Source organism: Rhizobium sp. BR 250 (assembly GCF_047445855.1).
GTDB lineage: Bacteria > Pseudomonadota > Alphaproteobacteria > Rhizobiales > Rhizobiaceae > Agrobacterium > Agrobacterium tumefaciens_I.
On the sequence record NZ_JARWKW010000003.1, the window covers coordinates 229,023 to 249,600 of the forward strand.

At 59.8% G+C, this 20,578-nt stretch carries 22 protein-coding genes; 12 read left to right on the forward strand and 10 right to left on the reverse strand.

Annotated elements, in window-relative coordinates; translation table 11 throughout:
* Positions 1 to 38: 38 nt before the first annotated feature.
* Positions 39 to 1,241, forward strand: coding sequence for a mandelate racemase/muconate lactonizing enzyme family protein (locus QD336_RS06390; RefSeq protein ID WP_499169877.1), 1,203 nt, complete (start codon positions 39 to 41; stop codon positions 1,239 to 1,241).
* Here the strand turns inward: QD336_RS06390 and xseA are convergent, their stop codons facing one another.
* Positions 1,242 to 2,840, reverse strand: a complete 1,599-nt coding sequence (gene xseA, locus QD336_RS06395) for an exodeoxyribonuclease VII large subunit (RefSeq protein WP_499169878.1) — start codon at positions 2,838 to 2,840, stop codon at positions 1,242 to 1,244. It abuts the gene before it with no gap.
* 188 nt (positions 2,841 to 3,028) lie between these two features.
* On the opposite strand from xseA, the gene QD336_RS06400 reads away from it, so the two are divergent.
* Positions 3,029 to 3,271: a hypothetical protein gene (locus tag QD336_RS06400; protein WP_010970778.1), complete on the forward strand. Its 243-nt coding sequence runs from the start codon at positions 3,029 to 3,031 to the stop codon at positions 3,269 to 3,271.
* A gap of 12 nt (positions 3,272 to 3,283) precedes the next feature.
* Positions 3,284 to 3,655, forward strand: coding sequence for a GtrA domain-containing protein (locus tag QD336_RS06405; RefSeq protein ID WP_269341587.1), 372 nt, complete (start codon positions 3,284 to 3,286; stop codon positions 3,653 to 3,655).
* Here the strand turns inward: QD336_RS06405 and QD336_RS06410 are convergent.
* Positions 3,652 to 4,635 carry a Gfo/Idh/MocA family protein gene (locus tag QD336_RS06410; protein WP_499169879.1) on the reverse strand — a complete coding sequence of 328 codons (984 nt, stop codon included), beginning with the start codon at positions 4,633 to 4,635 and terminating at the stop codon, positions 3,652 to 3,654. The two genes, QD336_RS06405 and QD336_RS06410, sit on opposite strands and share 4 nt — an antisense overlap.
* A gap of 179 nt (positions 4,636 to 4,814) precedes the next feature.
* On the opposite strand from QD336_RS06410, the gene QD336_RS06415 reads away from it, so the two are divergent.
* The 4 genes from QD336_RS06415 (at position 4,815) to QD336_RS06430 (ending at position 7,862) form a co-directional block, all read left to right on the forward strand.
* Entirely contained in the window at positions 4,815 to 5,375 is a 561-nt protein-coding gene (locus QD336_RS06415) for an isochorismatase family protein (RefSeq protein WP_499170028.1), read from the forward strand.
* Complete coding sequence (locus QD336_RS06420; RefSeq protein ID WP_499169880.1) at positions 5,375 to 6,358, forward strand: GlxA family transcriptional regulator; 984 nt, start codon at positions 5,375 to 5,377, stop codon at positions 6,356 to 6,358. Before QD336_RS06415 ends, QD336_RS06420 begins: the two co-directional genes overlap by 1 nt.
* Before the next feature lie 108 nt (positions 6,359 to 6,466).
* Positions 6,467 to 7,417: an aldo/keto reductase gene (locus QD336_RS06425; RefSeq protein ID WP_269341582.1), complete on the forward strand. Its 951-nt coding sequence runs from the start codon at positions 6,467 to 6,469 to the stop codon at positions 7,415 to 7,417.
* A gap of 1 nt (position 7,418) precedes the next feature.
* Complete coding sequence (locus tag QD336_RS06430; protein WP_269341580.1) at positions 7,419 to 7,862, forward strand: GNAT family N-acetyltransferase; 444 nt, start codon at positions 7,419 to 7,421, stop codon at positions 7,860 to 7,862.
* Here the strand turns inward: QD336_RS06430 and QD336_RS06435 are convergent, their stop codons facing one another.
* Positions 7,863 to 8,753 (reverse strand): LysR family transcriptional regulator, encoded by an 891-nt coding sequence (locus QD336_RS06435; protein WP_499169881.1) that lies wholly within the window; start codon positions 8,751 to 8,753, stop codon positions 7,863 to 7,865. It abuts the gene before it with no gap.
* Between the two features lie 172 nt (positions 8,754 to 8,925).
* On the opposite strand from QD336_RS06435, the gene QD336_RS06440 reads away from it, so the two are divergent.
* Positions 8,926 to 9,927: an aldo/keto reductase gene (locus QD336_RS06440; RefSeq protein ID WP_269341576.1), complete on the forward strand. Its 1,002-nt coding sequence runs from the start codon at positions 8,926 to 8,928 to the stop codon at positions 9,925 to 9,927.
* Between the two features lie 54 nt (positions 9,928 to 9,981).
* On the opposite strand, the gene pheT is transcribed toward QD336_RS06440, so the two are convergent.
* The 6 genes from pheT to infC form a co-directional block, all read right to left on the reverse strand.
* Positions 9,982 to 12,405 (reverse strand): phenylalanine--tRNA ligase subunit beta, encoded by a 2,424-nt coding sequence (gene pheT / locus QD336_RS06445; protein ID WP_499169883.1) that lies wholly within the window; start codon positions 12,403 to 12,405, stop codon positions 9,982 to 9,984.
* Between the two features lie 24 nt (positions 12,406 to 12,429).
* Complete coding sequence (pheS, locus tag QD336_RS06450; protein WP_499169885.1) at positions 12,430 to 13,512, reverse strand: phenylalanine--tRNA ligase subunit alpha; 1,083 nt, start codon at positions 13,510 to 13,512, stop codon at positions 12,430 to 12,432.
* A complete protein-coding gene (locus QD336_RS06455; protein WP_499169887.1) occupies positions 13,505 to 14,383 on the reverse strand; it encodes a phosphotransferase in 879 nt (292 codons plus the stop codon). Before QD336_RS06455 ends, pheS begins: the two co-directional genes overlap by 8 nt.
* A gap of 173 nt (positions 14,384 to 14,556) precedes the next feature.
* On the reverse strand, positions 14,557 to 14,961 hold the full coding sequence (gene rplT, locus QD336_RS06460; RefSeq protein WP_003493358.1) for a 50S ribosomal protein L20: 405 nt from the start codon (positions 14,959 to 14,961) through the stop codon (positions 14,557 to 14,559).
* Positions 14,962 to 15,001: 40 nt separating this feature from the next.
* Positions 15,002 to 15,205 carry a 50S ribosomal protein L35 gene (rpmI, locus tag QD336_RS06465; protein WP_003493355.1) on the reverse strand — a complete coding sequence of 68 codons (204 nt, stop codon included), beginning with the start codon at positions 15,203 to 15,205 and terminating at the stop codon, positions 15,002 to 15,004.
* A gap of 187 nt (positions 15,206 to 15,392) precedes the next feature.
* A complete protein-coding gene (gene infC / locus QD336_RS06470; protein ID WP_078051391.1) occupies positions 15,393 to 15,929 on the reverse strand; it encodes a translation initiation factor IF-3 in 537 nt (178 codons plus the stop codon).
* 187 nt (positions 15,930 to 16,116) lie between these two features.
* Here infC and QD336_RS06475 point away from each other — a divergent pair, with 187 nt between their 5' ends.
* Positions 16,117 to 16,905 (forward strand): alpha/beta hydrolase, encoded by a 789-nt coding sequence (locus tag QD336_RS06475; RefSeq protein ID WP_499169888.1) that lies wholly within the window; start codon positions 16,117 to 16,119, stop codon positions 16,903 to 16,905.
* Positions 16,906 to 17,023: 118 nt separating this feature from the next.
* A complete protein-coding gene (locus QD336_RS06480; RefSeq protein WP_269341568.1) occupies positions 17,024 to 17,638 on the forward strand; it encodes a transglutaminase-like cysteine peptidase in 615 nt (204 codons plus the stop codon).
* A gap of 60 nt (positions 17,639 to 17,698) precedes the next feature.
* On the opposite strand, the gene mbfA is transcribed toward QD336_RS06480, so the two are convergent.
* On the reverse strand, positions 17,699 to 18,682 hold the full coding sequence (gene mbfA, locus QD336_RS06485; RefSeq protein WP_269341567.1) for an iron exporter MbfA: 984 nt from the start codon (positions 18,680 to 18,682) through the stop codon (positions 17,699 to 17,701).
* 140 nt (positions 18,683 to 18,822) lie between these two features.
* Between mbfA and QD336_RS06490 the strand changes: the two genes are divergently transcribed.
* Both QD336_RS06490 and QD336_RS06495 read left to right on the forward strand, forming a co-directional pair.
* Complete coding sequence (locus tag QD336_RS06490) at positions 18,823 to 19,296, forward strand: group III truncated hemoglobin (RefSeq protein WP_499169890.1); 474 nt, start codon at positions 18,823 to 18,825, stop codon at positions 19,294 to 19,296.
* 173 nt (positions 19,297 to 19,469) lie between these two features.
* A complete protein-coding gene (locus tag QD336_RS06495) occupies positions 19,470 to 20,573 on the forward strand; it encodes a TRAP transporter substrate-binding protein (RefSeq protein ID WP_269341565.1) in 1,104 nt (367 codons plus the stop codon).
* Positions 20,574 to 20,578: the final 5 nt, after the last annotated feature.

Genomic DNA, 20,578 nt, shown 5'->3' on the forward strand with positions numbered 1-20,578 from the left:
TCCCAGATGGAAAACTGACTGCCTCTGGAGGAGATACCATGAAAATCACGAAACTCGAGACCGTCCGTGTGGCGGAACGGACGAACTTGCTCTGGGTTCTGGTCCATACGGATGAAGGCATTACCGGGCTCGGCGAAACCTTCTTCGGAGCGGAGACGGTGGAGACCTATGTGCACGAATATATCGCCCCTCGCGTGATCGGCCGCGATCCACTGCAGATCGATCTTCTGGCGCAGGACCTCGTCGGTTATCTCGGTTTCCGCTCGTCGGGCGCGGAAGTGCGCGGCAATTCCGCCTTCGATATCGCGCTGTGGGATATTTTCGGCAAGGCCACCAACCAGCCCATAGCCCAGCTTCTCGGCGGCTTCAGCCGCAAGGAAATTCGCACCTACAACACCTGCGCCGGCACCGAATATATCAAGAAGGCGACCGGCCAGCAGACGGCCAATTATGGCCTCTCCGACGGCAAGGACTATGACGATCTGAACGGCTTCCTGCATCGGGCCGACGAGCTTGCCCATTCGCTGCTCGAAGACGGCATCACCGCCATGAAGATATGGCCTTTCGATGCGGCGGCGGAAAAGACGCGCGGTCAATATATCTCGATGCCGGACCTGAAAAGCGCGCTCGAGCCTTTCGAAAAGATCCGCAAGGCGGTGGGCGACAAGATGGATATCATGGTGGAGTTTCACTCCATGTGGCAGCTTCTGCCCGCCATGCAGATTGCCAATGCGCTCACCCCTTACCAGACCTTCTGGCATGAAGACCCGATCAAGATGGACAGCCTTTCCAGCCTGACGCGTTATGCCGCCGTGTCGCCCGCTCCGATTTCCGCATCGGAGACGCTCGGCTCACGCTGGGCCTTCCGCGATCTGCTGGAAACGGGTGCGGCCGGCGTGGTGATGCTCGACATCAGCTGGTGCGGCGGCCTTTCGGAAGCACGCAAGATCGCCTCCATGGCGGAAGCCTGGCATCTGCCGGTCGCGCCGCATGATTGCACCGGCCCCGTGGTGCTCTGCGCCTCCACGCATCTGTCGCTCAACGCGCCGAATGCTCTGGTGCAGGAAAGCGTGCGCGCCTTCTACAAGACCTGGTATCGCGATCTCGTCACCGCCTTGCCCGAGGTGAAAAACGGTATGATCACCGTGCCACCGGGCGCCGGCCTTGGCATGGAGCTGCATCCCGATATCGAAAAGAGCTTCACCGTCAGCCGCCGTTTTTCGGATGCGGCGTCGATCTGATCAGAACAGGCTGCCCTGGTTGCCAGGGCCGGAGGAAGCCGGTTTTGCCGGCTTCTTTTTCGGCGCGGCGGCGGCATCCGCAGAAGGTGTCCCTTCTCCCGTCGTGATGGCGGAAACACGGCCATCGGCAAACTCCATCGACACCACAGCACCGGAGGCGATGGCGGCAGCGCGGGTCAGCGGCCGGCTCTCTTCGTCACGGATCACGGCATAACCGCGATTCAGCACGTTCTTGTAGGACAGGGATTGCAGGATGCGATCATGGGCGGCGAGACCGGAACGGTTCTGGGCCATGCGGTGCAACACGGCGGTATCGGCCCGGCGCGACGCGGTGACGACCCGTTCCTTCTGCCGTTCCAGCTGGCCAAGCAGGCGCGCGGGGAGCGAACGCAGGGCGGAATCGAAGGAATCAACCCGGCCTTTGCCCTGCAGCAGACGGCGCTCCACCAGGGTCTCGGCCCGGTGCATGCGTTCGGTGATGCGCTGCCTATGGTGTTTGAGACCGTTCAGCAGGGTTTCCGGCCTCAGCCCAGAGGCGGAACGCTCGAAGGCACGGCGCTTGTTCAGCGTCGTCAATTCCAATCCACGGCCAAGACCGCTCGCAGCCTCATCGAAACGTCGGCGCGGCAGGGCGAGAAGCTGATCAAGTGACGGCAGGGCACGCACCAGCGCCCGCACGCCCTGTCGGCGGTTATCCATCTGCCGCGAGACCGAACCGGAAAGGCGGGCAGCAAGACCTGAAAGCTGTGCTTCGAGTTCCGCCCGCACCGGCACCGCCATTTCGGCAGCGCCTGTCGGCGTCGGCGCGCGCACATCGGCGGCATAATCGATCAATGTCGTATCGGTCTCGTGCCCGACGGCGGAAATCAGCGGGATTTCGCTTTCGGCTGCGGCGCGCACGACGATCTCGTCGTTGAAGCTCCAGAGGTCTTCGAGGCTGCCGCCGCCGCGCGCGACGATCAGCACATCTGGACGCGCGATTTCACCGCCGGGCTTGAGCGCGTTGAAACCCCGGATGGCGTTCGCCACCTCCTCGCCCGAGCCTTCGCCCTGCACCTTGACTGGCCAGACGACGACGTGGACCGGAAACCGATCCGAGATACGGTGAAGAATATCGCGAATGACCGCACCCGTGGGCGAGGTGACGACGCCGATGACACGCGGCATGAATGGCAGGGGGCGCTTGCGGGCCGCATCAAACAGCCCTTCCGCCGCCAGCCGCCGGCGACGGTCTTCCAGAAGCGCCATCAGCGCGCCGGCACCGGCAGGCTCAAGGCTTTCGATGACGATCTGGTATTTCGAGGAACCGGGAAAAGTGGTGATCTTGCCCGTCGCGATCACTTCCATGCCCTCTTCCGGGCGGAACTTCAGGCGAGAGAAGGTGCCTTTCCAAATCACCGCGTCGATACGGGCGCGATCATCCTTCAGCGAGAAATAGGCGTGGCCGGAAGAATGCGGGCCACGATAGCCGGAAATCTCGCCGCGCACCCGCACCTGCTCGAAAGCCGTCTCCACCGTGCGCTTAATGGAACCCGACAGTTCGGACACCGAAAATTCGGCAAGATTGCTCAATGCGGCGTGGGAGAAGATATCGCTCATGCCCGTTTGTAACCAAAAGCCGTCGATTCGGAAATGCCGGCACCGGCTCACCGATTTTAACGACGATGAAACCATAACCTCAACTAACGAGTTAGGAAAACAGGGATTGGAGGAGAAAACAAGGGTTCGTTAGGGAAGGAGACGCTAGGTCTTGTTCCAGACCCGGCAACCAAAGAGGAGGCGGCATCATGATCTTTCTTACCGCCACGGTGCTCGGCGTAACCGCCGTTGCGTTGCGTTCTGTCTTCAGCATCGTTTTCATCTGCATGATGATTATCGGCGCCTATGGTGTCGCAATGGTGCTTTCTTCCACCGCCGTGCCGCTGATGTCGCTGCTTTTGGCGCTTGCCGGTTATAATTTCGGCGTCGTGGGTGTCGTTATCGGCCTTCTGGTGCTGCAGCGCCCGCGCTCCACGCAGCCGACACTTTAAAAGCCCACACCCTTGAGACTTCCGCACTTCGCGCTGACCGAGATCTGCGGATTGGCCGTCGATCTTGCCGTCACCTGCCTTCTTATCTTCTATCTCGGCGTCGATCCGCTGGCAGCCCGTTTGCCCGGCGCGGCGGCGGGACTTGCTACGAGCTGGCGGCTGAACCGTTCCAATGGAAATGCACCGGACGCGTTGAACGGCTTTCTCATGAATGCCGTCACGCTCATCTCCCGCTTCGTCGGCGTCGGACTTTTTGCCCTGCTGCTATGGCGCAACCCGCTGGTGCAGCCGCTTGTCCCGCTTGCCCTTTCAGCGCTCGCGGCACTGGCGCTGGCCCTCTACGGCTATTGGCGGCTGCAAAGACAGCGACGGGATCCGGATTAAACCTTCTCCCAGCCATCCTTTTCGGCCGCGTGGTAGATGGCGTCGATGAAAAGCTGGTTCTTCCTTGAGCTTTCCAGGGTGACAACCTCTCCCTCGCCCTTCACTGCACGGGCAAAGGCCTCCGCCTCCAGCTTGTACTGGCGGCTATCCTGAAACCGGAAGACCTGCGACTGGTTATGGGCCTGATTGGTCAGTTCGATCTCTTCCGCACCCCAGCGATTGGCGTTGAAGGGGGATTTGACCTCGATGTAACCATCCGTACCGTGGAAGACCATGAGCTGGCGGGCGGCAAGCTGGGTTGCGAGATAAAAGCTCAGCTCGAAACCGCCGAAATCGGCCCGGACACTGGAATAGATATCGGTGCCGAATTCCCGGTCACGCTCGACTGTCGCCTGCACGCGCTTCGGCTCGGCGCCAGTGGCAAAGCGGGTGACGATGGTCGGGTAGACGCCAATATCCGGCAGTGCTCCGCCACCCAGTTCGGGAATATTGCGCATATTGCCGGGATCGCGATTAAAATAGCTGAAAGCGCCCTGCACGTGCTTCAGCGTGCCGATAGCACCCGAAGCCAGCAATTCCTTCACTTTCGCCCAGACCGGCGCATAGGTAACCATGAAAGCCTCGGACACGATGACACCATTGCGGTCACGCGCCGCGATAAGTGTATCGATCTCTTCTGCTTTCAACGCGATCGGCTTTTCGCAGAGAACGTGCTTGCCGGCATCGGCGGCCTTGATGGTCCATTCCACATGCTGGGATGTGGGAAGCGGGATATAGACCGCATCGATCACATCCGATGCCAGCATCTCCTCATAGGAACCAAAGGCATGCGGCACGGAAAAACGGTCGGCAACCGCGCGCGCCCTGGCGTGATCGCGGCTGGCGATGGCGCTGACGACGCAATTTTCCGCATCCTGTATCGCCGGAATGACGTGATCCTGAGCGATCTTCGCCGTCGAGATTATTCCGAAGCGCAGCATTTCATTCTCCCGCTCTGCAATCCAGCGGCAACTTACCACCATCACACGTTCTGACAAGCCGCAGACACGCGACGAATAAAAGTTGGCCGGATTTGTCCTGCCTTTGTCGGTCTGGTTGCTTTTATCCGCGTGATTAAAGGAGAATTATGCTATTCATGAACTCACTGGAGAACCATGAAATGTCCTCTTCCAATACCGCGCTTCTCGTTATCGATGTTCAGGAATCCTTCCGGCATGCTCCTTATTTCGAGGAGAGCGGGTTCGCCGCTTATCTCGAGAAGCAACAGACGCTGATCGATGGCGCCAGGGCCGCAGGAATCCCCGTCGTGCAGATTTTCCATGTCGATGGCGACCGCGCCTTTTCGAAAGACAGCGGCTATATCCGCGCTCTGGAGGGTGTGCAGATCACCCCGGATGTCACCTTTCACAAGAACCGGCACTCGGCTTTCGCCGGCACCGGCCTTGAAATCTGGCTGACGCAGAGAGGCATCAACCGGCTGATCGTCTCCGGCATCCGCACCGAGCAATGCTGCGAAACGACCACCCGGCACGCTTCCGATCTCGGTTACAGCGTCGATTACGTGACCGAGGCGACGCTGACCTTTCCGATGACACATGCCTCCGGCACGGTGTTCAGCGCGGACGATATCCGCAAGCGGACCGAGCTTGTACTGGCCGGTCGCTTCGCGCGCGTCGCCACTGTGAGTGACGCGCTTGCCCCGCTGAAGGCGGCAGCCTGATGGATAGAGGCGGCACACGCATCATTCCCTTTTATACGCTTGTGCCGCCGCACGCGCTGTTGCTCGATATTGCCGGCCCGTTGCAGGTGATCCGCTATGCCAATGACGAGCAGAACGATATCTCCTTCGAATGCCGCTACATCGCGGCACGGGAAATACAGCAATCCTCGATCGGCCTTGGCATTTGCGGGCTGGAGACCTTGCCTGCCGCCCTGCCGGACGATGCCTTCCTGCTAATATCCGGCAGCACGTCACGCTCCGAAAACGAGCCGGAAACACGGCGGGAACGGCAGGCGCTGGCGGCCTGGTTGCGTCATGCCGTGCAGCCCGACACAACAGTCATTTCCATTTGCTCCGGCGCGCTGCTGGCGGGCGAAGCCGGGCTTTTCGACGGACGGAGCTGCACCACGCACAGCGACTGTATCGATGCACTGCGCCGCATCGCGCCACTATCGCAGGTGGCCGAAAACCGCCTTTTCGTGGAGGATGGCAACCGCTTCTCCAGCGCCGGCATCTCCACCGGCATTGACCTGATGCTGCATGTGGTTTCGCGGCTGACATCACCGGCGGTCGCCGCGCACATTGCCCAAACCATGGTCATCTATCTCAGGCGCAACGGCAACGACCCACAGGTCTCTCCCTGGCTGACCGGCCGCAACCACATGCATCCCGCCATTCACCGCGTGCAGGATCGTGTGATGGCGGAACCGGCGCGGGACTGGTCGCTGGAACGGCTGGCCGATATCGCAGCACTCAGCGAAAGGCACCTGTCGCGCCTGTTTCGCGAGCATACCGGCATCAGTGTCATCGACTACGTCAATCTGATGCGGGTCAATCTCGCCCGCGACATTCTCGCAAATAGCCGCCTCGATATGGAGGCCATCGCCGAGCGGGCGGGCTTTGCCTCCGCCCGGCATTTGCGGCGCGTCTGGCAACAGCATAATCGTTACCCGCCCAGCCATTATCGCGGTTTTCAGGCCTGATTTTCCCGGCCATCGCCCGCTGGCTGATGAGTGCCATCAAAGGAATTGAATGGTTATGCCGACGGGCAGTTGCTAACCTGCCGCAAAGTCAGCAACAGGAGCATTCCCGTGGAAAAACGAAGCCTTGGCCGGACCGGCCTCTCCATCGCGCCGATCGTCTTCGGTGGCAACGTGTTCGGCTGGACAGCGGATGAAAAGACTTCCTTTGCCCTGCTCGATGCCTTTTTCGACGCCGGGTTCAACGCCATCGACACGGCGGATGTCTATTCCGCCTGGGTGGACGGGCATGTGGGTGGCGAATCCGAAGCGATCATCGGCAAATGGTTGAAACAGTCGAGCGTGAAGCGCGAAGACGCGGTGATTGTCACGAAAGTCGGTTTCGACAATCGCGGCCAGAAGACCGGCCTTGGCGCCAAATGGATCGCAGAGGCTGTCGAGGCTTCGCTGAAGCGGCTGCAAACCGACTATATCGACCTCTATCTCGCCCACAAACCGGATGCGGAGGTACCGGTGGAAGAGACGCTTGCCGCCTTCGCAAAGTTGAAGGAACAGGGAAAAATCCGCGCCATCGGTTGCTCCAACTATTCCGCGATTGAGCTTCAGAACGCGCTCGACACAGCTGCGAAAAACAATCTTCCGCGTTACGACGTGCTGCAGCCGGAATATAATCTCTATAACCGCGCGGATTTCGAAGGTCCGCTTGCTGATCTTTGTGTGAAAGAAGAGATTGGCGTCATCAACTACTATAGCCTCGCCGCCGGCTTCCTGACCGGGAAATACCGCGCCAAGGCCGATACGGAAGGCGTCGCCCGCAGCTATCGTGTGGGCGAATATGTCAACACGCGTGGCCTTGCCGTTCTGGGTGCCATGGATGCTGTGGCTGTACAGACCGGGGCCAAGCTCGCCGATATCGCGCTCGCCTGGCTGTTACGGAAAAAGGCGGTAACCGCACCGATCGCCAGCGCCACCAGCCTGTCGCAGCTTGAAAGCTTCAAACGCGCCGTCAACCTGAAACTGACCGATGAGATGATGACCCTTCTCGACAAGGCAGGTGCATAAGATGGAACTTGCAATTCGTAACGCTGAGCCGGCTGACAGGGCAGAATGGCTGCGCCTCTGGAACGACTATCTCGCCTTTTATGATGTCGATCTTGCCGATGACGTCACCGAGCATACCTGGGCGCGCATCCTCGATCCCGCATCCCGCGTTTCGATGCGTGTGGCCCTGCTGGGCGACCGCATGGCCGGTTTCGCCATCCACCACTTCCACGACTCCACCTGGGTGAAAAATCCCGATTGCTATCTGGAGGATTTATTCGTCGATGGCGAAATCCGGGGCAAAGGGACGGGCCGGGCGCTGATGGACGATCTTATCGCCATCTGCAAGGAGAAGGGCTGGTCGCGGCTGTACTGGAACACCGGCGAAGACAACCACCGGGCCCAGAAGCTTTACGACAGCTACGTGAAGAGCGACGGCCATATCCGCTATCGCATAACGTTCTGATCATCCCCGGAAACGGAAGAAATCCACGAAAGCCCTCAGCGCCGGGCGCATCTGCCGGCGCGAGGGATAATAGATGTAGAAGCCGTCGAAGGGCGCACACCAGTCGTCCAGCACGCGGATGAGCCTGCCTTCGCTGATATCGTCCTCGACCCGCTGCTCGAAAACAAAGGCAAGCCCTGCCCCGTCAATCGCCGCCCGGCGAATGAGGCTCTGGTCCGAGAGGATCAAGGGTCCCTGCACATCGACCACCAGCGGCTTGCCGTTTTTCTCCAGTTCCCAGCGATAAACCAGACCGCTCGCGAAACGCCGACGGATGCAGCGATGCCGGATGAGGTCCCTTGGATCGCGCGGCGGCGGATTTTCTGCGAAGTAAGCGGGGGAGCCGACAATAGCCCCACGCCATGCACCGCTCGCTTTTACCGCAATCATATCCGCATCGAGATGTTCTCCGAGCCGCAGACCGGCATCGAACCCTTTCGCGACAATGTCTTCGAAGCGATCATCCGTCGAGATTTCGAGTGAGATATCGGGATAGAGCCGCAGGAATTCACCCAGCCGGGGCACGATCAGATCCTCGGCCGCGAGCCGCGGCAGGGTGATGCGCAGGGGACCGGCCGGTCTTCCACCATGTTCGGCAAGGGTCTCGATGACCGCGTCGATATCGGCAAGCGCCGGCCCCAGCGTCTCGAGAAGCCGCCTGCCCTCCTCCGTCGGCGAAACGCTGCGGGTTGTGCGGTGAAGCAGGCGCAGGCCAAGGCTCGCCTCCAGCGACGACACCGCATGGCTGACGGCCGACGGCGCAATGGCGAGTTCAGCCGCGGCCTTGCGGAAGCTGCGGCCTTCGGCGACAGCGGCGAGAACGGCCAGTTGGGAGAGTTGCACACGGTTCATTGTTCTAAATAATAGAACAAGCCGAGCGGATTTGCAGCGATTATCTTTGCCACCACCGGACGTTATGTTTTGCCCATACCCACTCCCCAAGGGTATATTCAGCGTCTTGGATACACGCTCCGCGCAAACCACGGGACAGTTTTCAAGGCGTGCTCTGACAAAGGACAGGCAGATGAAACATAGAATTCTCGGAAAAGACCTCTCCGTCTCCGCGCTCGGACTTGGCTGCATGGGCATGAGCCATGCCTATGGCCCTTCGAACGATGAAAGTGGCTCCATCGCGACGCTGCATCGCGCCGTCGAGCTTGGCGTTACATTCTTCGATACGGCGGAAGTCTACGGCCCGTTCAAAAACGAAATCCTCGTCGGCAAGGCTTTGAAGCCCTATCGCGACCAGGTGACCATCGCCACCAAATTCGGTTTCCGCATCGATGGCAGCAAACCTTCGGCGGAAATGATCCAGGGTGTTGACGGTTCGCCCGCAAATGTCCGTGCCGTCGCCGAAGCCTCGCTGAAAAGGCTCGGTGTCGATGTCATCGACCTCTATTACCAGCACCGCGTCGATCCGGACGTGGCGATTGAAGAGACGGTCGGCGCAATGGCCGATCTGGTGCGGGAAGGCAAGGTGAAGGCACTCGGCCTTTCAGAGGCGAGCGCGGCGACCCTTCGCAAGGCGCATGCCGTTCACCCGATTGCGGCCATTCAAAGCGAATATTCGCTGTGGACCCGCGATCCCGAAGAAAATGGCGTGCTGGAAACCTGCCGCGAACTCGGCATCGGTTTCGTGCCCTTCAGCCCGCTCGGCCGCGGCGCTTTGACGGGCGCATTGAAGACACTCGACGGACTTGCGTCCGACGATTTCCGCCGCAGCCTGCCGCGCTTCCAAAGCGAAAACTTCGATGCCAATCTGGCGCTCATCCAGCTGCTGGAAGACATGGCGGCTGAAAAAGGCGTTACTGCGGGGCAGCTGGCGCTCGCCTGGGTCATGGCGCAGGGTGACTTCATCGTACCGATCCCCGGCACCACGAAAATCGCCAATCTGGAGAAAAACGTGGCGGCGGCGGATGTATCGCTGACGGCTGACGAAGTCGCCAGCCTCGGCGCGTTGCTCTCCCCGGCAAAGGTTGCGGGCGAACGTTATCCGGAACGAATGACACGGCTGGCCAACCGGTAAAAACAAAAAGCCGCGGCAATCACCGCGGCTTTTTTATTCCGTCAGCTGTCTGGCTCAGGCGCGCAGAACGCCGCCCGTCGATTTCTCGACATTGCCGACGATCTTTGCGGTCAGCGCCTCGAAATCCTCATCCGTCAGCGTCTTGTCGACCGGCTGGATCTGGACTTCGATAGCCACCGACTTGCGATCCTCGCCGAGCGATGCGCCCTCGAAAATATCAAAGACATTGACGCCGGTGATCAGCTTGCGGTCAGCGCTGGTTGCGGCCTTGATGATGGCGCCCGCCTCCACCGACTTGTCGACCACGAAGGCGAAGTCGCGCTTGACGGCCTGGAAGGGCGAAAGCTCAAGTGCAGGCTTGGTGCGGGTCGCCTTCTTCTTTGGTTCCTGCATGGCGTCGAGATAGATTTCGAAGCCGCAATAGGCGCCGGAAACATCCAATTCAGACAGTGTCTTCGGGTGGAATTCACCGAAATAACCGAGCACGACCTTGGGGCCCATCTTGATGGTGCCGGAACGGCCGGGGTGATACCAGGCGGGGCCGCCGGCTTCGATCTGCACATTGGCCATGGGCAAACCGCAGGCTTCGAGCACTGCCAGCGCGTCGGCCTTGGCGTCATAGACGTCTACCGGCTTGCCGCCACCCTTCACCGCATTGGACCACATGCGGCCGCTGCCCGCGAGCGAGGCCGTGCCACGGCGGACACCACCGGCGACGCGGCGCTGCGTATCAGGCGTATCGCCCTCATAGGTGCCGGAAACCTCGAAGATCGCCACATCGCCGTAACCCTTGTCGGCATTGCGCTGAGCAGCTGTCAGAAGGCCCGGCAGCAGCGACGGCCGCATGTCCGACATATCGGCCGCAATCGGGTTGGCAAGCTTCAACGCGGGCGAACCGCCGCCGAAGAGTTTCGCCTGCGCTTCCGGGATGAAGGACCATGTGACGGCCTCAAGCATTCCACGGCTTGCAAGCGCACGGCGCGCGGTGCGGGTGCGGATCTGCAGCGTGGTCAGGATGCGGCCATTGGCGGCGCTGAGGCTTTCCAGCGGCTCCGGCTTGATGTTGTCGACGCCGTGGATGCGCATGACTTCTTCCACAAGATCGGCCTTGCCATCGACGTCAGGACGCCAGGACGGGACAGTCGCGGACACGCGTTCGCCCGTTCCCTCGACACCAAAACCGAGGCCCTTGAGAATGGTGAGGCTCTCTTCCGCCGAAACTTCCAGACCTGTCAGACGCTTCACTTCCGCAAGCGGGAAATCCACGACTTTGGGCTGATGGCCCTTGTAACCGACAACGCGGGCTTCGCCAGCCACGCCGCCGCACAGTTCCAGAACCAGTTCGGTGGTGCGTTCCAGACCCGGAACCATATATTCCGGATCGACGCCACGCTCGAAACGATAACGCGCATCGGTGATGATGCCGAGCGAACGGCCGGTCTTGGCGATGTTGATCGGATCCCAGAGAGCGGCCTCAATCAGCACGTCGACGGTGTTTTCGTCGCAGCCGGAATGTTCGCCACCCATGATGCCGCCGATGGACTCGAGGCCCTTTTCATCGGCGATGACGACATTGTTCGGGCCGAGCTTGTATTCGCGCTGGTCGAGCGCGAGGATGGTCTCACCCTCTTTCGCACGGCGAACCGTAAGATCGCCCTTGACCTTGGCGGCGTCGAAGACGTGCATCGGCCGGCCCTGATCGAAGGTCATGTAGTTGGTGATATCGACCAGCGCATTGATGGGACGCAGGCCGATCGCCATCAGGCGCTGCTGCATCCACTTCGGGCTCGGGCCGTTCTTTACGCCACGCACGATGCGCAGGGAAAAGCCGGGGCAGAGCGCCGCATCATCGAGTTCCAGCTTCACATCGACAGGGGTAGCACCTTCCACCGTGAAGGACGGCGCAGGCCTCGTCTTCAGCTTGCCGAGACCGGAAGCCGCGAGATCGCGGGCGATGCCGTAGATCGAGGTGCAATCCGGACGGTTTGGCGTCAGGTTGATCTCGATGACCGGATCGTCGAGACCGGCATAGGCGGCGAAGGAGGTGCCGACCGGCGCGTCCTGCGGCAGATCGATGATGCCGTCGTGATCGTCGGAAATGTTGAGCTCCTTTTCGGAGCACATCATGCCGTGGCTTTCGACACCGCGAATCTTGCCGACGGCAAGCGTCACATCGATGCCCGGAACATACATGCCGGGGCGCGCCAGCGCGCCGACAAGGCCGGCGCGGGCATTCGGAGCGCCGCAGACGATCTGCACCGGCTTGCCGTCACCGGCATCCACCATCAGCACCTTCAGACGGTCGGCCTCAGGGTGTTTTTCAGCGGAAACGACCTTGGCGATGACGAAAGGCTTGTAGGCCGCCTTGTCGTCAACATCCTCGACCTCAAGACCGATCGCCGTCAGACGTTCGCAAATCTCGTCCAGCGTCGCATCCGTATCGAGATGCTCTTTCAGCCAGGAAAGAGTGAATTTCATGTCTTTGCTCCTTGGCTAACCGGATTAAACGCTCAGACCGCCGAACAGCGTCGGCATGTCGAGCGGGCGGAAGCCGTAATGGTTCATCCAGCGGACATCGGCGTTGAAGAAATCGCGCAGGTCCGGCATGCCGTATTTCAGCATGGCGATGCGGTCGAGGCCCATGCCCCAGGCAAAACCCTGATATTCATCCGGATCCAGCCCGCCGGCGCGCAGCACGTTCGGGTGCACCATGCCGCAGCCGAGGATTTCCATCCAGTCCTTCCCTTCGCCAAACTTCACGATGGGGCCGGAACGGTCGCACTGGATATCCACCTCGAAGCTCGGCTCCGTGAAGGGGAAGAAGGACGGGCGGAAGCGCATGACGACGCTGTCGACCTCGAAGAAGGTCTTGCAGAACTCCTCGAGCACCCAGCGCAGATTGCCGACATGTGCCTTCTTGTCGATGACAAGACCTTCGACCTGATGGAACATCGGCGAATGGGTGGCGTCGGAATCCTGACGATAGGTCTTGCCGGGAATGACGATGCGGATCGGCGGCTTCTGGTTTTCCATGGTGCGGATCTGCACCGGCGAGGTGTGCGTGCGCAGCACCTTTCGCTCGCCCTTTTCATCCGGCTGGAAGAAGAAGGTGTCGTGCATTTCGCGGGCCGGATGGCCTTCCGGGAAATTCAGCGCCGTGAAGTTGTAATAATCGGTCTCGATATCCGGACCTTCGGCGATCGAGAAACCCATATCCGCGAAGATGGCGGTGATTTCATCGACGATCTGGCTGATCGGATGAATGCGGCCACGCTCGGCTGGCGACTGTCGAACCGGCAGGCTGACATCCACCGTTTCCGCCTTCAACCGGGTGGCGATGGCTGCATCCTTCAGCGCATTCTTGCGCTCGCCGATGAGGTCGGTGATCTCAGTCTTCAGCTGGTTGATGGCGGCGCCGCGGGTCTGGCGCTCTTCCGGCGTCATGCTGCCAAGCGTCTTCAGAAGCTCCGAAACCGAGCCCTTCTTGCCGAGCGCGGAAACGCGCACGGCTTCGATGGCCGGCTCATCGGCAGCGGCAGTGATCTCCGACATCAATTGCGATTTCAAGGTATCAAGTTCAGTCATCTTTTCCTGCCTTGCCGGTTTTTTTGAGAGCGGCTTCGGGGTTCACAGCATTCATCAGATAGTCGGTCGCCATGATAAAGCGTCGCAGATCACTACCCATCCGCACGCGCCCGATCAACCGGGCAAGCGGTAAAAATCGCCCGAGAATGCCGGTCAGGCGGCACAATTCTTCCAGCGCCCGCGGCGGGGCGTTTTCGCGCCAGCGGGCGAAGGCGGCATCGCAGGTTTTTGGCGCATCGCAGGCGCGCGTCGCGACCTGTAAAAACAGCAGCCAGATATCGCGCGCCTGCGCGGTCTCAAGCGGCATGACCTCCTGCGGGCGCTCCTCGAAATCCATGAAGCCTATGCGCCCGTCCTGGAGGAAGAAATCGCGCACATGCGGACGCCCATGGCAAAGGCCTGCCGCATGCAACTCGCCGAGCGCCTCGGCAGATTTCACGAGCAGGGCGTCGTGCTCCACAGGCGCGGCCGCCCTTATCATATCCATCCGCTCCATGATGGTGGGGCCTACATCGCCCAGCACAACCGCTGTCCGTGAGGAATAGATGACGGGTGGGACGGGGAAACCGCGGGCCTTGAATACCTGCAGCGTTTCGAGTTCGCGGCGCATCAGGCCGGCGCCATCAAGAGGGGGTGATGGGCGCATGAAGGTATAGGGCAGCAGCTTTGCGAGAAAAGTCTGCAGCTTTATCCACCAGGACGGCGTTTCCGTGCCCTGGCGTTTTATCCAGACGGTCGTTGTGGAAAGCTCGAGTTTCTGCACGCGGCGCTCGCTTTTAAGCAGAACCCGCATCAAGGCTGCGATATCGCCATCTTCGAGATGGACGTGGAAACCCTTCGCCTTTTCCGCCTCACTTGCGGCAACCAGCATTCTTGCCCCCAATGGAACGTGCCGACCGAAAGCCGGATGCCCCACCCATTGGCAACCCCGGCGTAAAGCGTTGCACGCCCTTGCCCAAACTGCCGTGAATTTCAGAAAACGAAAACCCGCGCCGGAGAACCGGCGCGGGTTTCAAATGAACAACAGATTTGTCCGCGCCGTAATTACTTTACAGCGGTTTCAAACTCGTTGGCCGTACCAGCATCCTTGAGGTACTCAAGCGCCTTCTTCGCTGCTTCGACGAGCGCGCCGAATGCTGCCGGCTCATGGATAGCCATGTCGGACAGAACCTTGCGGTCGACTTCGATGCCAGCCTTGTTCAGGCCGTCGATGAAGCGGCCATAGGTCAGGCCGAATTCGCGAACAGCAGCGTTGATACGCTGGATCCACAGAGCGCGGAAGTTGCGCTTGTTGACCTTGCGGTCGCGGTAAGCGTACTGCTTGGAACGATCCACGGCAGCCTTTGCTGCGCGGATGGTGTTCTTGCGGCGGCCGTAGAAGCCCTTGGCTGCCTTGAGTGTCTTGGTGTGCTTGGCGCGGGAAGTTACGCCACGTTTTACGCGTGCCATGTCATGATCTCCTTAAAGTGTCCAAATGTGCGGAAAAGTCTCAGAGACCGTTCGGCAGGTAGTTCTTGACGACCTTCTTGCCGTCAGCTTCGGCGAGAACCATGGTTCCGCGCGCGTCGCGAATGAACTTGTTGGTACGCTTGATCATGCCGTGGCGCTTACCGGCGGCGGCTGCAACAACCTTGCCGGTCGCAGTGATCTTGAACCGCTTCTTTGCAGCGGACTTCGTCTTCATCTTGGGCATTTTGCTACTCCGTTTTTGTATCGAAACAGGCAGACGAGGCCTATTTCAAGCTATTCAGGAACGGCCACGGCATGCCCTGCCGGACCGTTCGGACGCGCGCTTATAACCGCAGTCGGCTAAAAGCGCAACGGGGAAAGCAAACTTCCCCTTGCGATGGTGATTATGCGACCTCAAAGGCCGGCGCAAATTATTTCGGGGCGAGAACCATCATCATCTGACGGCCTTCGAGCTTCGGCTCGGCCTCCACCTTGGCAATCGCCTGGGTGTCTTCCTTCACCTGGAGGAGAAGCTTCATGCCGAGTTCCTGGTGGGCCATTTCGCGGCCGCGGAACTTCAGCGTTACCTTCACCTTGTCGCCATCATCAAAGAAACGGCCCATAGCCTTCATCTTCACGTCATAGTCATGCGTGTCGATGTTGGGGCGCATCTTGATTTCTTTAACTTCGACGATCTTCTGTTTCTTGCGCGCTTCAGCGGCCTTTTTCTGGGTCGAGTACTTCAGCTTGCCGAGATCGAGGATCTTGCACACCGGCGGTTCAGCGTTCGGCGAAATCTCAACGAGATCGAGACCGGCCTCCTCCGCCAGTTTCAAAGCCTGATCCGTCGGCATGCTACCGAGGTTCTGGCCCTCTTCATCAATAAGCTGAACTCTGGGAACCCGAATTTCCCGGTTGGAGCGCGGCCCCTCCTTGACGGGGGCATCGGCTTTGAAAGGTCTGCGAATGGTCGTATTCTCCTGATCTGTTTCTGGATCACGTCAGCAAAAAACAGCTTGTTTGGTACAAGCGGCGGAAATGTCGTTATTGCCGTGGCGAAGTCAATAGCATATCTGCCCGAAAAGATCACCTGTTGCCACGGTTTTTGCAAATACGCGCCGTTGTTGCGCGAAAAATCAGGAGAATTGCATATAGATGACCGAACAAGCCGCTGAATTCCTGCGTGTAGGCCCCGACAACGACAGCCGCGACATCGCTTTCCTCCATCGCCCGGCCACTTCGCAGGGGAACGCGCCCATGCTGGTATGGCTCGGTGGTTATCGTTCCGACATGACCGGAACCAAGGCGATCGAGCTTGATCGCTTCGCAGCGGAAAACGGTCTTGCCTGCCTGCGCCTCGATTATTCCGGCCACGGCGCTTCCGGCGGCGATTTCAAAAAAGGCACCATTTCAAGATGGCTGGAAGAGGCGCTCGCCGTGGTACGCGCAAAGGCGCCATCGCGCGTTGTCCTCGTCGGCTCATCAATGGGCGGCTGGATTGCCCTGCGCATGGTCGAGGAGCTGCGGAAAGCGGGCGGCGCGCCCTCCGTCGCCGGTCTTGTTCTCATTGCGCCTGCACCGGATTTCACGGCAGAACTGATAGAGCCCAGCCTGTCGGATGCGGAAAAGACTTCTCTGGCGGAAAAGGGTTATTTCGAGGAACATTCGGAATATAGTCCCGAGCCCAACATCTTCACCCGCGCACTGATGGAAGACGGAAAACGGAACCGTGTGCTCACGGGCATCATCACCACCGGCTGCCCCGTCCATATATTGCAGGGCATGCGCGATCCCGACGTTCCCTATCAGCATGCCCTGAAGCTCGTCGAACATCTTCCCGCCGACGACGTGGTGCTGACGCTGATCCGCGATGGCGACCACCGGCTTTCCCGGCCGCAGGATATCGAGCGCATGCTCGCGGCGGTCAAAGCCCTTGCAATATAGGTATTTGCGCAACGCTCTTAACCATATTCAACGAGTCTTGCGCATCGCCGATTGCTAACGATTGACTCAAACCCCCTATCCCTCTTAACTTTTCGTTAAGAATTAAGGGACGGGTTTCATGATGAACGCACCGCTGGCGCGTGCTCTGCTGTTTGCAGTTGCTGCCGGGCTAATGACTGCTGCCTCCGCCATGGCGGAAATCAAGGGAAGCCCCTCCATGGTGACGGGCGGGATCACGTCCCAGCCGATCGGCCATTATGAGTTCTGTCAGAAATATGCCGACGAGTGCAACATCCGCAGCAAGGTGACGCCGCCGCCGCGCGTTACCGATTATGGCTGGGGTGTCGTTCGCGAAATCAATACTTCCGTCAACACGACCATCGTGGCGATGACCGACCAGGAAATCTACGGCAAGGACGAAGTCTGGGAATATCCGACGACCGCTGGCGACTGCGAGGATTTCGTGCTGCTGAAGCGCAAGAAGCTGATCGAGCGTGGTTTCTCCGTGGCCGACCTCCTGATCACCGTCGTGCGCAAGCCGGATGGTGAAGGCCATGCCGTGCTGACGCTTCGCACCACCGACGGCGACTATATTCTCGACAACCTGACTGACGACGTGAAGCTCTGGACCGACACCAACTACACCTATCTGAAGCGGCAGGCGTCCTTCAATACGGGCCGCTGGGTCTCCATCGAGGATGGCCGCGACGTGCTGGTTGGCGCATTGCGCTGATCACGGGATATAGTCTCGACGCAAAAAGCCCGCAGCGAACGCCGCGGGCTTTTTCGTTCATTAGCCATTGCCGATGATGATACCGGCAGCCAGCACCAGCGAACCGCCAAGCACCACCTGAAACACCGCCCGCAGGAACGGCGTTTCCATGAAGCGGTTCTGGATAAAGGCGATGGCCCAGAGTTCCACGAAAACGACGATGGCGGCAATGGCCGTCGCCGTCCAGAAATGCGGGATGAGATAGGGCAGCGCATGGCCGAGGCCGCCGATGGCCGTCATGATGCCCGAGGCGAAGCCCCGTTTGACCGGAGAGCCGCGGCCCGACAATTTGCCATCATCATGAGCGGCTTCAGTGAAACCCATGGAAATACCCGCGCCGACGGAGGCCGAAAGACCGATCAGGAAGGTCTGCCAGGTATCCTGCGTGGCGAAGGCCGCCGCGAAGATCGGCGCGAGCGTCGAAACGGAGCCGTCCATCAGACCCGCAAGGCCCGGCTGCACATAAGTCAGAAGAAATTGCCGTTTAGCGGTTTCGGCCTCATCGGTCCGGTCGTTTTCATCGAGATGTTTTTCTTCCAGCCGTTGCGCGATGTCTTCATGGCCCCGCTCTGCCTCGGCCAGATCACCGAGCAGCTTGCGCGTCGAGGCGTCGGTGGTGCGCTTGACGGCCTCATCGTAGAAACGGATCGCCTGGGCTTCCATCAGTTCCGCCTGGGCGCGGATCTTCTCAAGCGACAGGTTTTTTACCAGCCAGTCCGGCGTGCGCTCGTAAAAGCCGCGCACATGTTCGCGGCGGATCAGCGGAATAGTTTCACCGAAACGGCGGCGATGCATGTCGATCAGGACATTTCGATGCTGCTGCTCAACCTCGGCCATATCGTCGAAGACTTTGGCCGATTGCGGATATTGCCCACGCAGATGGTCGGCATAGGAGCGGTAGATGCGGGAATCGTCTTCTTCGGACGAGATGGCGAGTGCCAGGATTTCCTGTTCACCGAGGGAGGAAAACGGGCGCTTGGACAGGGAAAAAAGACTGCGAAACATGGCTGAAACCTTTTTTAGAATAATTCTAAATACATCCGGACCACATCGGGATCAAGCCGCTTTAGAATAATTCTAACAAGGCAAAGGGTCGCATTGCGGACCATGGCGCGGCGGGGTAAATTTACCAAAAAGGAAACACGATGCAGGACCAAGTCGCAGCAAGAGCCGCCCACAATGCGGAAATTCAGGACAGGGCGGAAAAGGCCATGGCGGAGATCGGCGTCGATGCCGGTTTCATCGATCTGCTGGTGGAAACTTTCTACGGCCGCGTTCTCAACCACCCGACGCTTGGCCCAGTCTTTGACGCGCGGCTTGCCGGGCGCTGGCCGGAACATATGGCCAGGATGAAACAGTTCTGGACGGCCGTCGCCTTCAAGAATGGCGGTTATGGCGGCAAGCCGGTGCAGGCCCATCTCGGGGTGAAGGGCATGGCGGCAGAGCTTTTCCCGCAATGGCTCGCGCTTTTCTCCGCCACGCTCGATGACATCGCGCCGAGCAGGGAGGCCCATCATTGGTTCATGGAAACGGCGGAACGCATCGCCAGAAGCCTGACGCTTTCGCTGTTTTATAATCCCGCAATGGACGACCCGGCGTTAAGAAACAGCGCGCCGTAACCCGCACCGGAAGCGGGAAGAGCGGACCAAGCAACAATCGGCAAGCACTGCGGAAGATCACGCAAGTTTCGAACATTCCCTCTTGATGGCCGCAAGGATAAATGTTTAGTAGCCAGCGGGAGGCGTACCGTGCGGTTCGCCTGTATTATGCAGACATATCAAGGCTTATCGACATGGATCGCAGATCATTTATCCGCAAGGCAGGCGCTGTCGGCGCCGGCGTAACCGCAACGGCGCTTGCCGCCCCGGCCATCGCACAGGAAAACCCCAAGATCACCTGGCGCATGACGTCGTCCTTTACCAAGGGCCTCGACATTTTGTTCGGTGCTGGCCAGATCGTTGCCGACCATGTCAAGGAAGCCTCCGGCGGCAACTTCGTCATCCAGCATTTCGCCGGCGGTGAAATCGTGCCGGCGCTGCAGGCAGCGGATGCGGTGACGGCCGGAACCGTCGAAATGGCGCATACCTGCTCCTATTATTATGTCGGCAAGGACCCGACCTTCGCGCTCGGAACCTCCGTCCCCTTCGGTCTCAACGCACGCCAGACCAATGCCTGGTTCAACCAGGCCGGCGGCAACGAGCTGCTCAATGAATTCCTTGCCCAGCACAATATCTATTCGATCCTGCTCGGCAATACCGGTGCCCAGATGGGTGGCTGGTTCCGCAAGGAAATCAACACCATCGATGATCTCAAGGGCCTGAAGATGCGTATTGCCGGCCTCACTGGCCAGGTGATGCAGAAGGTTGGCGTGACACCGCAGCAGATCGCCGGCGGCGATGTTTATGCCGCGCTGGAAAAGGGCACGATCGACGCCACCGAATTCGTCGGCCCCTATGACGACCAGAAGCTCGGCTTCTACAAGGTCGCGAAGTACTACTACTATCCGGCATGGTGGGAAGGCGGCCCGGCCGTGCATGCTTTCGTGAACCTGCAGAAGTTCAACGATCTGCCTGAGAACTACAAGCGCATTCTGAAAGACGCCTGCGCCGCCGGCAGCGCCAGCATGCTGGAGCGTTACGATGCCCGCAACCCGAAGGCGCTGAAGGAACTGGTGGCGCAGGGCGCCATCCTGCGCCCCTTCAGCCAGGAAATCCTCGACGTCTGCCACAAGGCAGCACTGGAGACCTATGCGGAGATTTCGGCCAAGAACGAAAACTTCAAGAAGATCTATGAAAGCCAGCAGGCCTTCAAGAAGGACGCCTATCTCTGGGCCCAGATCGCCGAATATACTTATGATACCTACATGATGATCCAGCAGCGTAACGGCACGCTCTGATCCCT

Coding starts and splice junctions, on each gene's coding strand:
- QD336_RS06390 (WP_499169877.1), top strand. CDS start 39: ATGAAAATCACGAAACTCGAGACCGTCCGTGTGGCGGAACGGACGAAC.
- xseA (WP_499169878.1), bottom strand. CDS start 2,840: ATGAGCGATATCTTCTCCCACGCCGCATTGAGCAATCTTGCCGAATTT.
- QD336_RS06400 (WP_010970778.1), top strand. CDS start 3,029: ATGATCTTTCTTACCGCCACGGTGCTCGGCGTAACCGCCGTTGCGTTG.
- QD336_RS06410 (WP_499169879.1), bottom strand. CDS start 4,635: ATGCTGCGCTTCGGAATAATCTCGACGGCGAAGATCGCTCAGGATCAC.
- QD336_RS06415 (WP_499170028.1), top strand. CDS start 4,815: ATGTCCTCTTCCAATACCGCGCTTCTCGTTATCGATGTTCAGGAATCC.
- QD336_RS06420 (WP_499169880.1), top strand. CDS start 5,375: ATGGATAGAGGCGGCACACGCATCATTCCCTTTTATACGCTTGTGCCG.
- QD336_RS06430 (WP_269341580.1), top strand. CDS start 7,419: ATGGAACTTGCAATTCGTAACGCTGAGCCGGCTGACAGGGCAGAATGG.
- QD336_RS06435 (WP_499169881.1), bottom strand. CDS start 8,753: ATGAACCGTGTGCAACTCTCCCAACTGGCCGTTCTCGCCGCTGTCGCC.
- QD336_RS06440 (WP_269341576.1), top strand. CDS start 8,926: ATGAAACATAGAATTCTCGGAAAAGACCTCTCCGTCTCCGCGCTCGGA.
- pheT (WP_499169883.1), bottom strand. CDS start 12,405: ATGAAATTCACTCTTTCCTGGCTGAAAGAGCATCTCGATACGGATGCG.
- pheS (WP_499169885.1), bottom strand. CDS start 13,512: ATGACTGAACTTGATACCTTGAAATCGCAATTGATGTCGGAGATCACT.
- QD336_RS06455 (WP_499169887.1), bottom strand. CDS start 14,383: ATGCTGGTTGCCGCAAGTGAGGCGGAAAAGGCGAAGGGTTTCCACGTC.
- rplT (WP_003493358.1), bottom strand. CDS start 14,961: ATGGCACGCGTAAAACGTGGCGTAACTTCCCGCGCCAAGCACACCAAG.
- rpmI (WP_003493355.1), bottom strand. CDS start 15,205: ATGCCCAAGATGAAGACGAAGTCCGCTGCAAAGAAGCGGTTCAAGATC.
- QD336_RS06475 (WP_499169888.1), top strand. CDS start 16,117: ATGACCGAACAAGCCGCTGAATTCCTGCGTGTAGGCCCCGACAACGAC.
- QD336_RS06480 (WP_269341568.1), top strand. CDS start 17,024: ATGATGAACGCACCGCTGGCGCGTGCTCTGCTGTTTGCAGTTGCTGCC.
- mbfA (WP_269341567.1), bottom strand. CDS start 18,682: ATGTTTCGCAGTCTTTTTTCCCTGTCCAAGCGCCCGTTTTCCTCCCTC.
- QD336_RS06490 (WP_499169890.1), top strand. CDS start 18,823: ATGCAGGACCAAGTCGCAGCAAGAGCCGCCCACAATGCGGAAATTCAG.
- QD336_RS06495 (WP_269341565.1), top strand. CDS start 19,470: ATGGATCGCAGATCATTTATCCGCAAGGCAGGCGCTGTCGGCGCCGGC.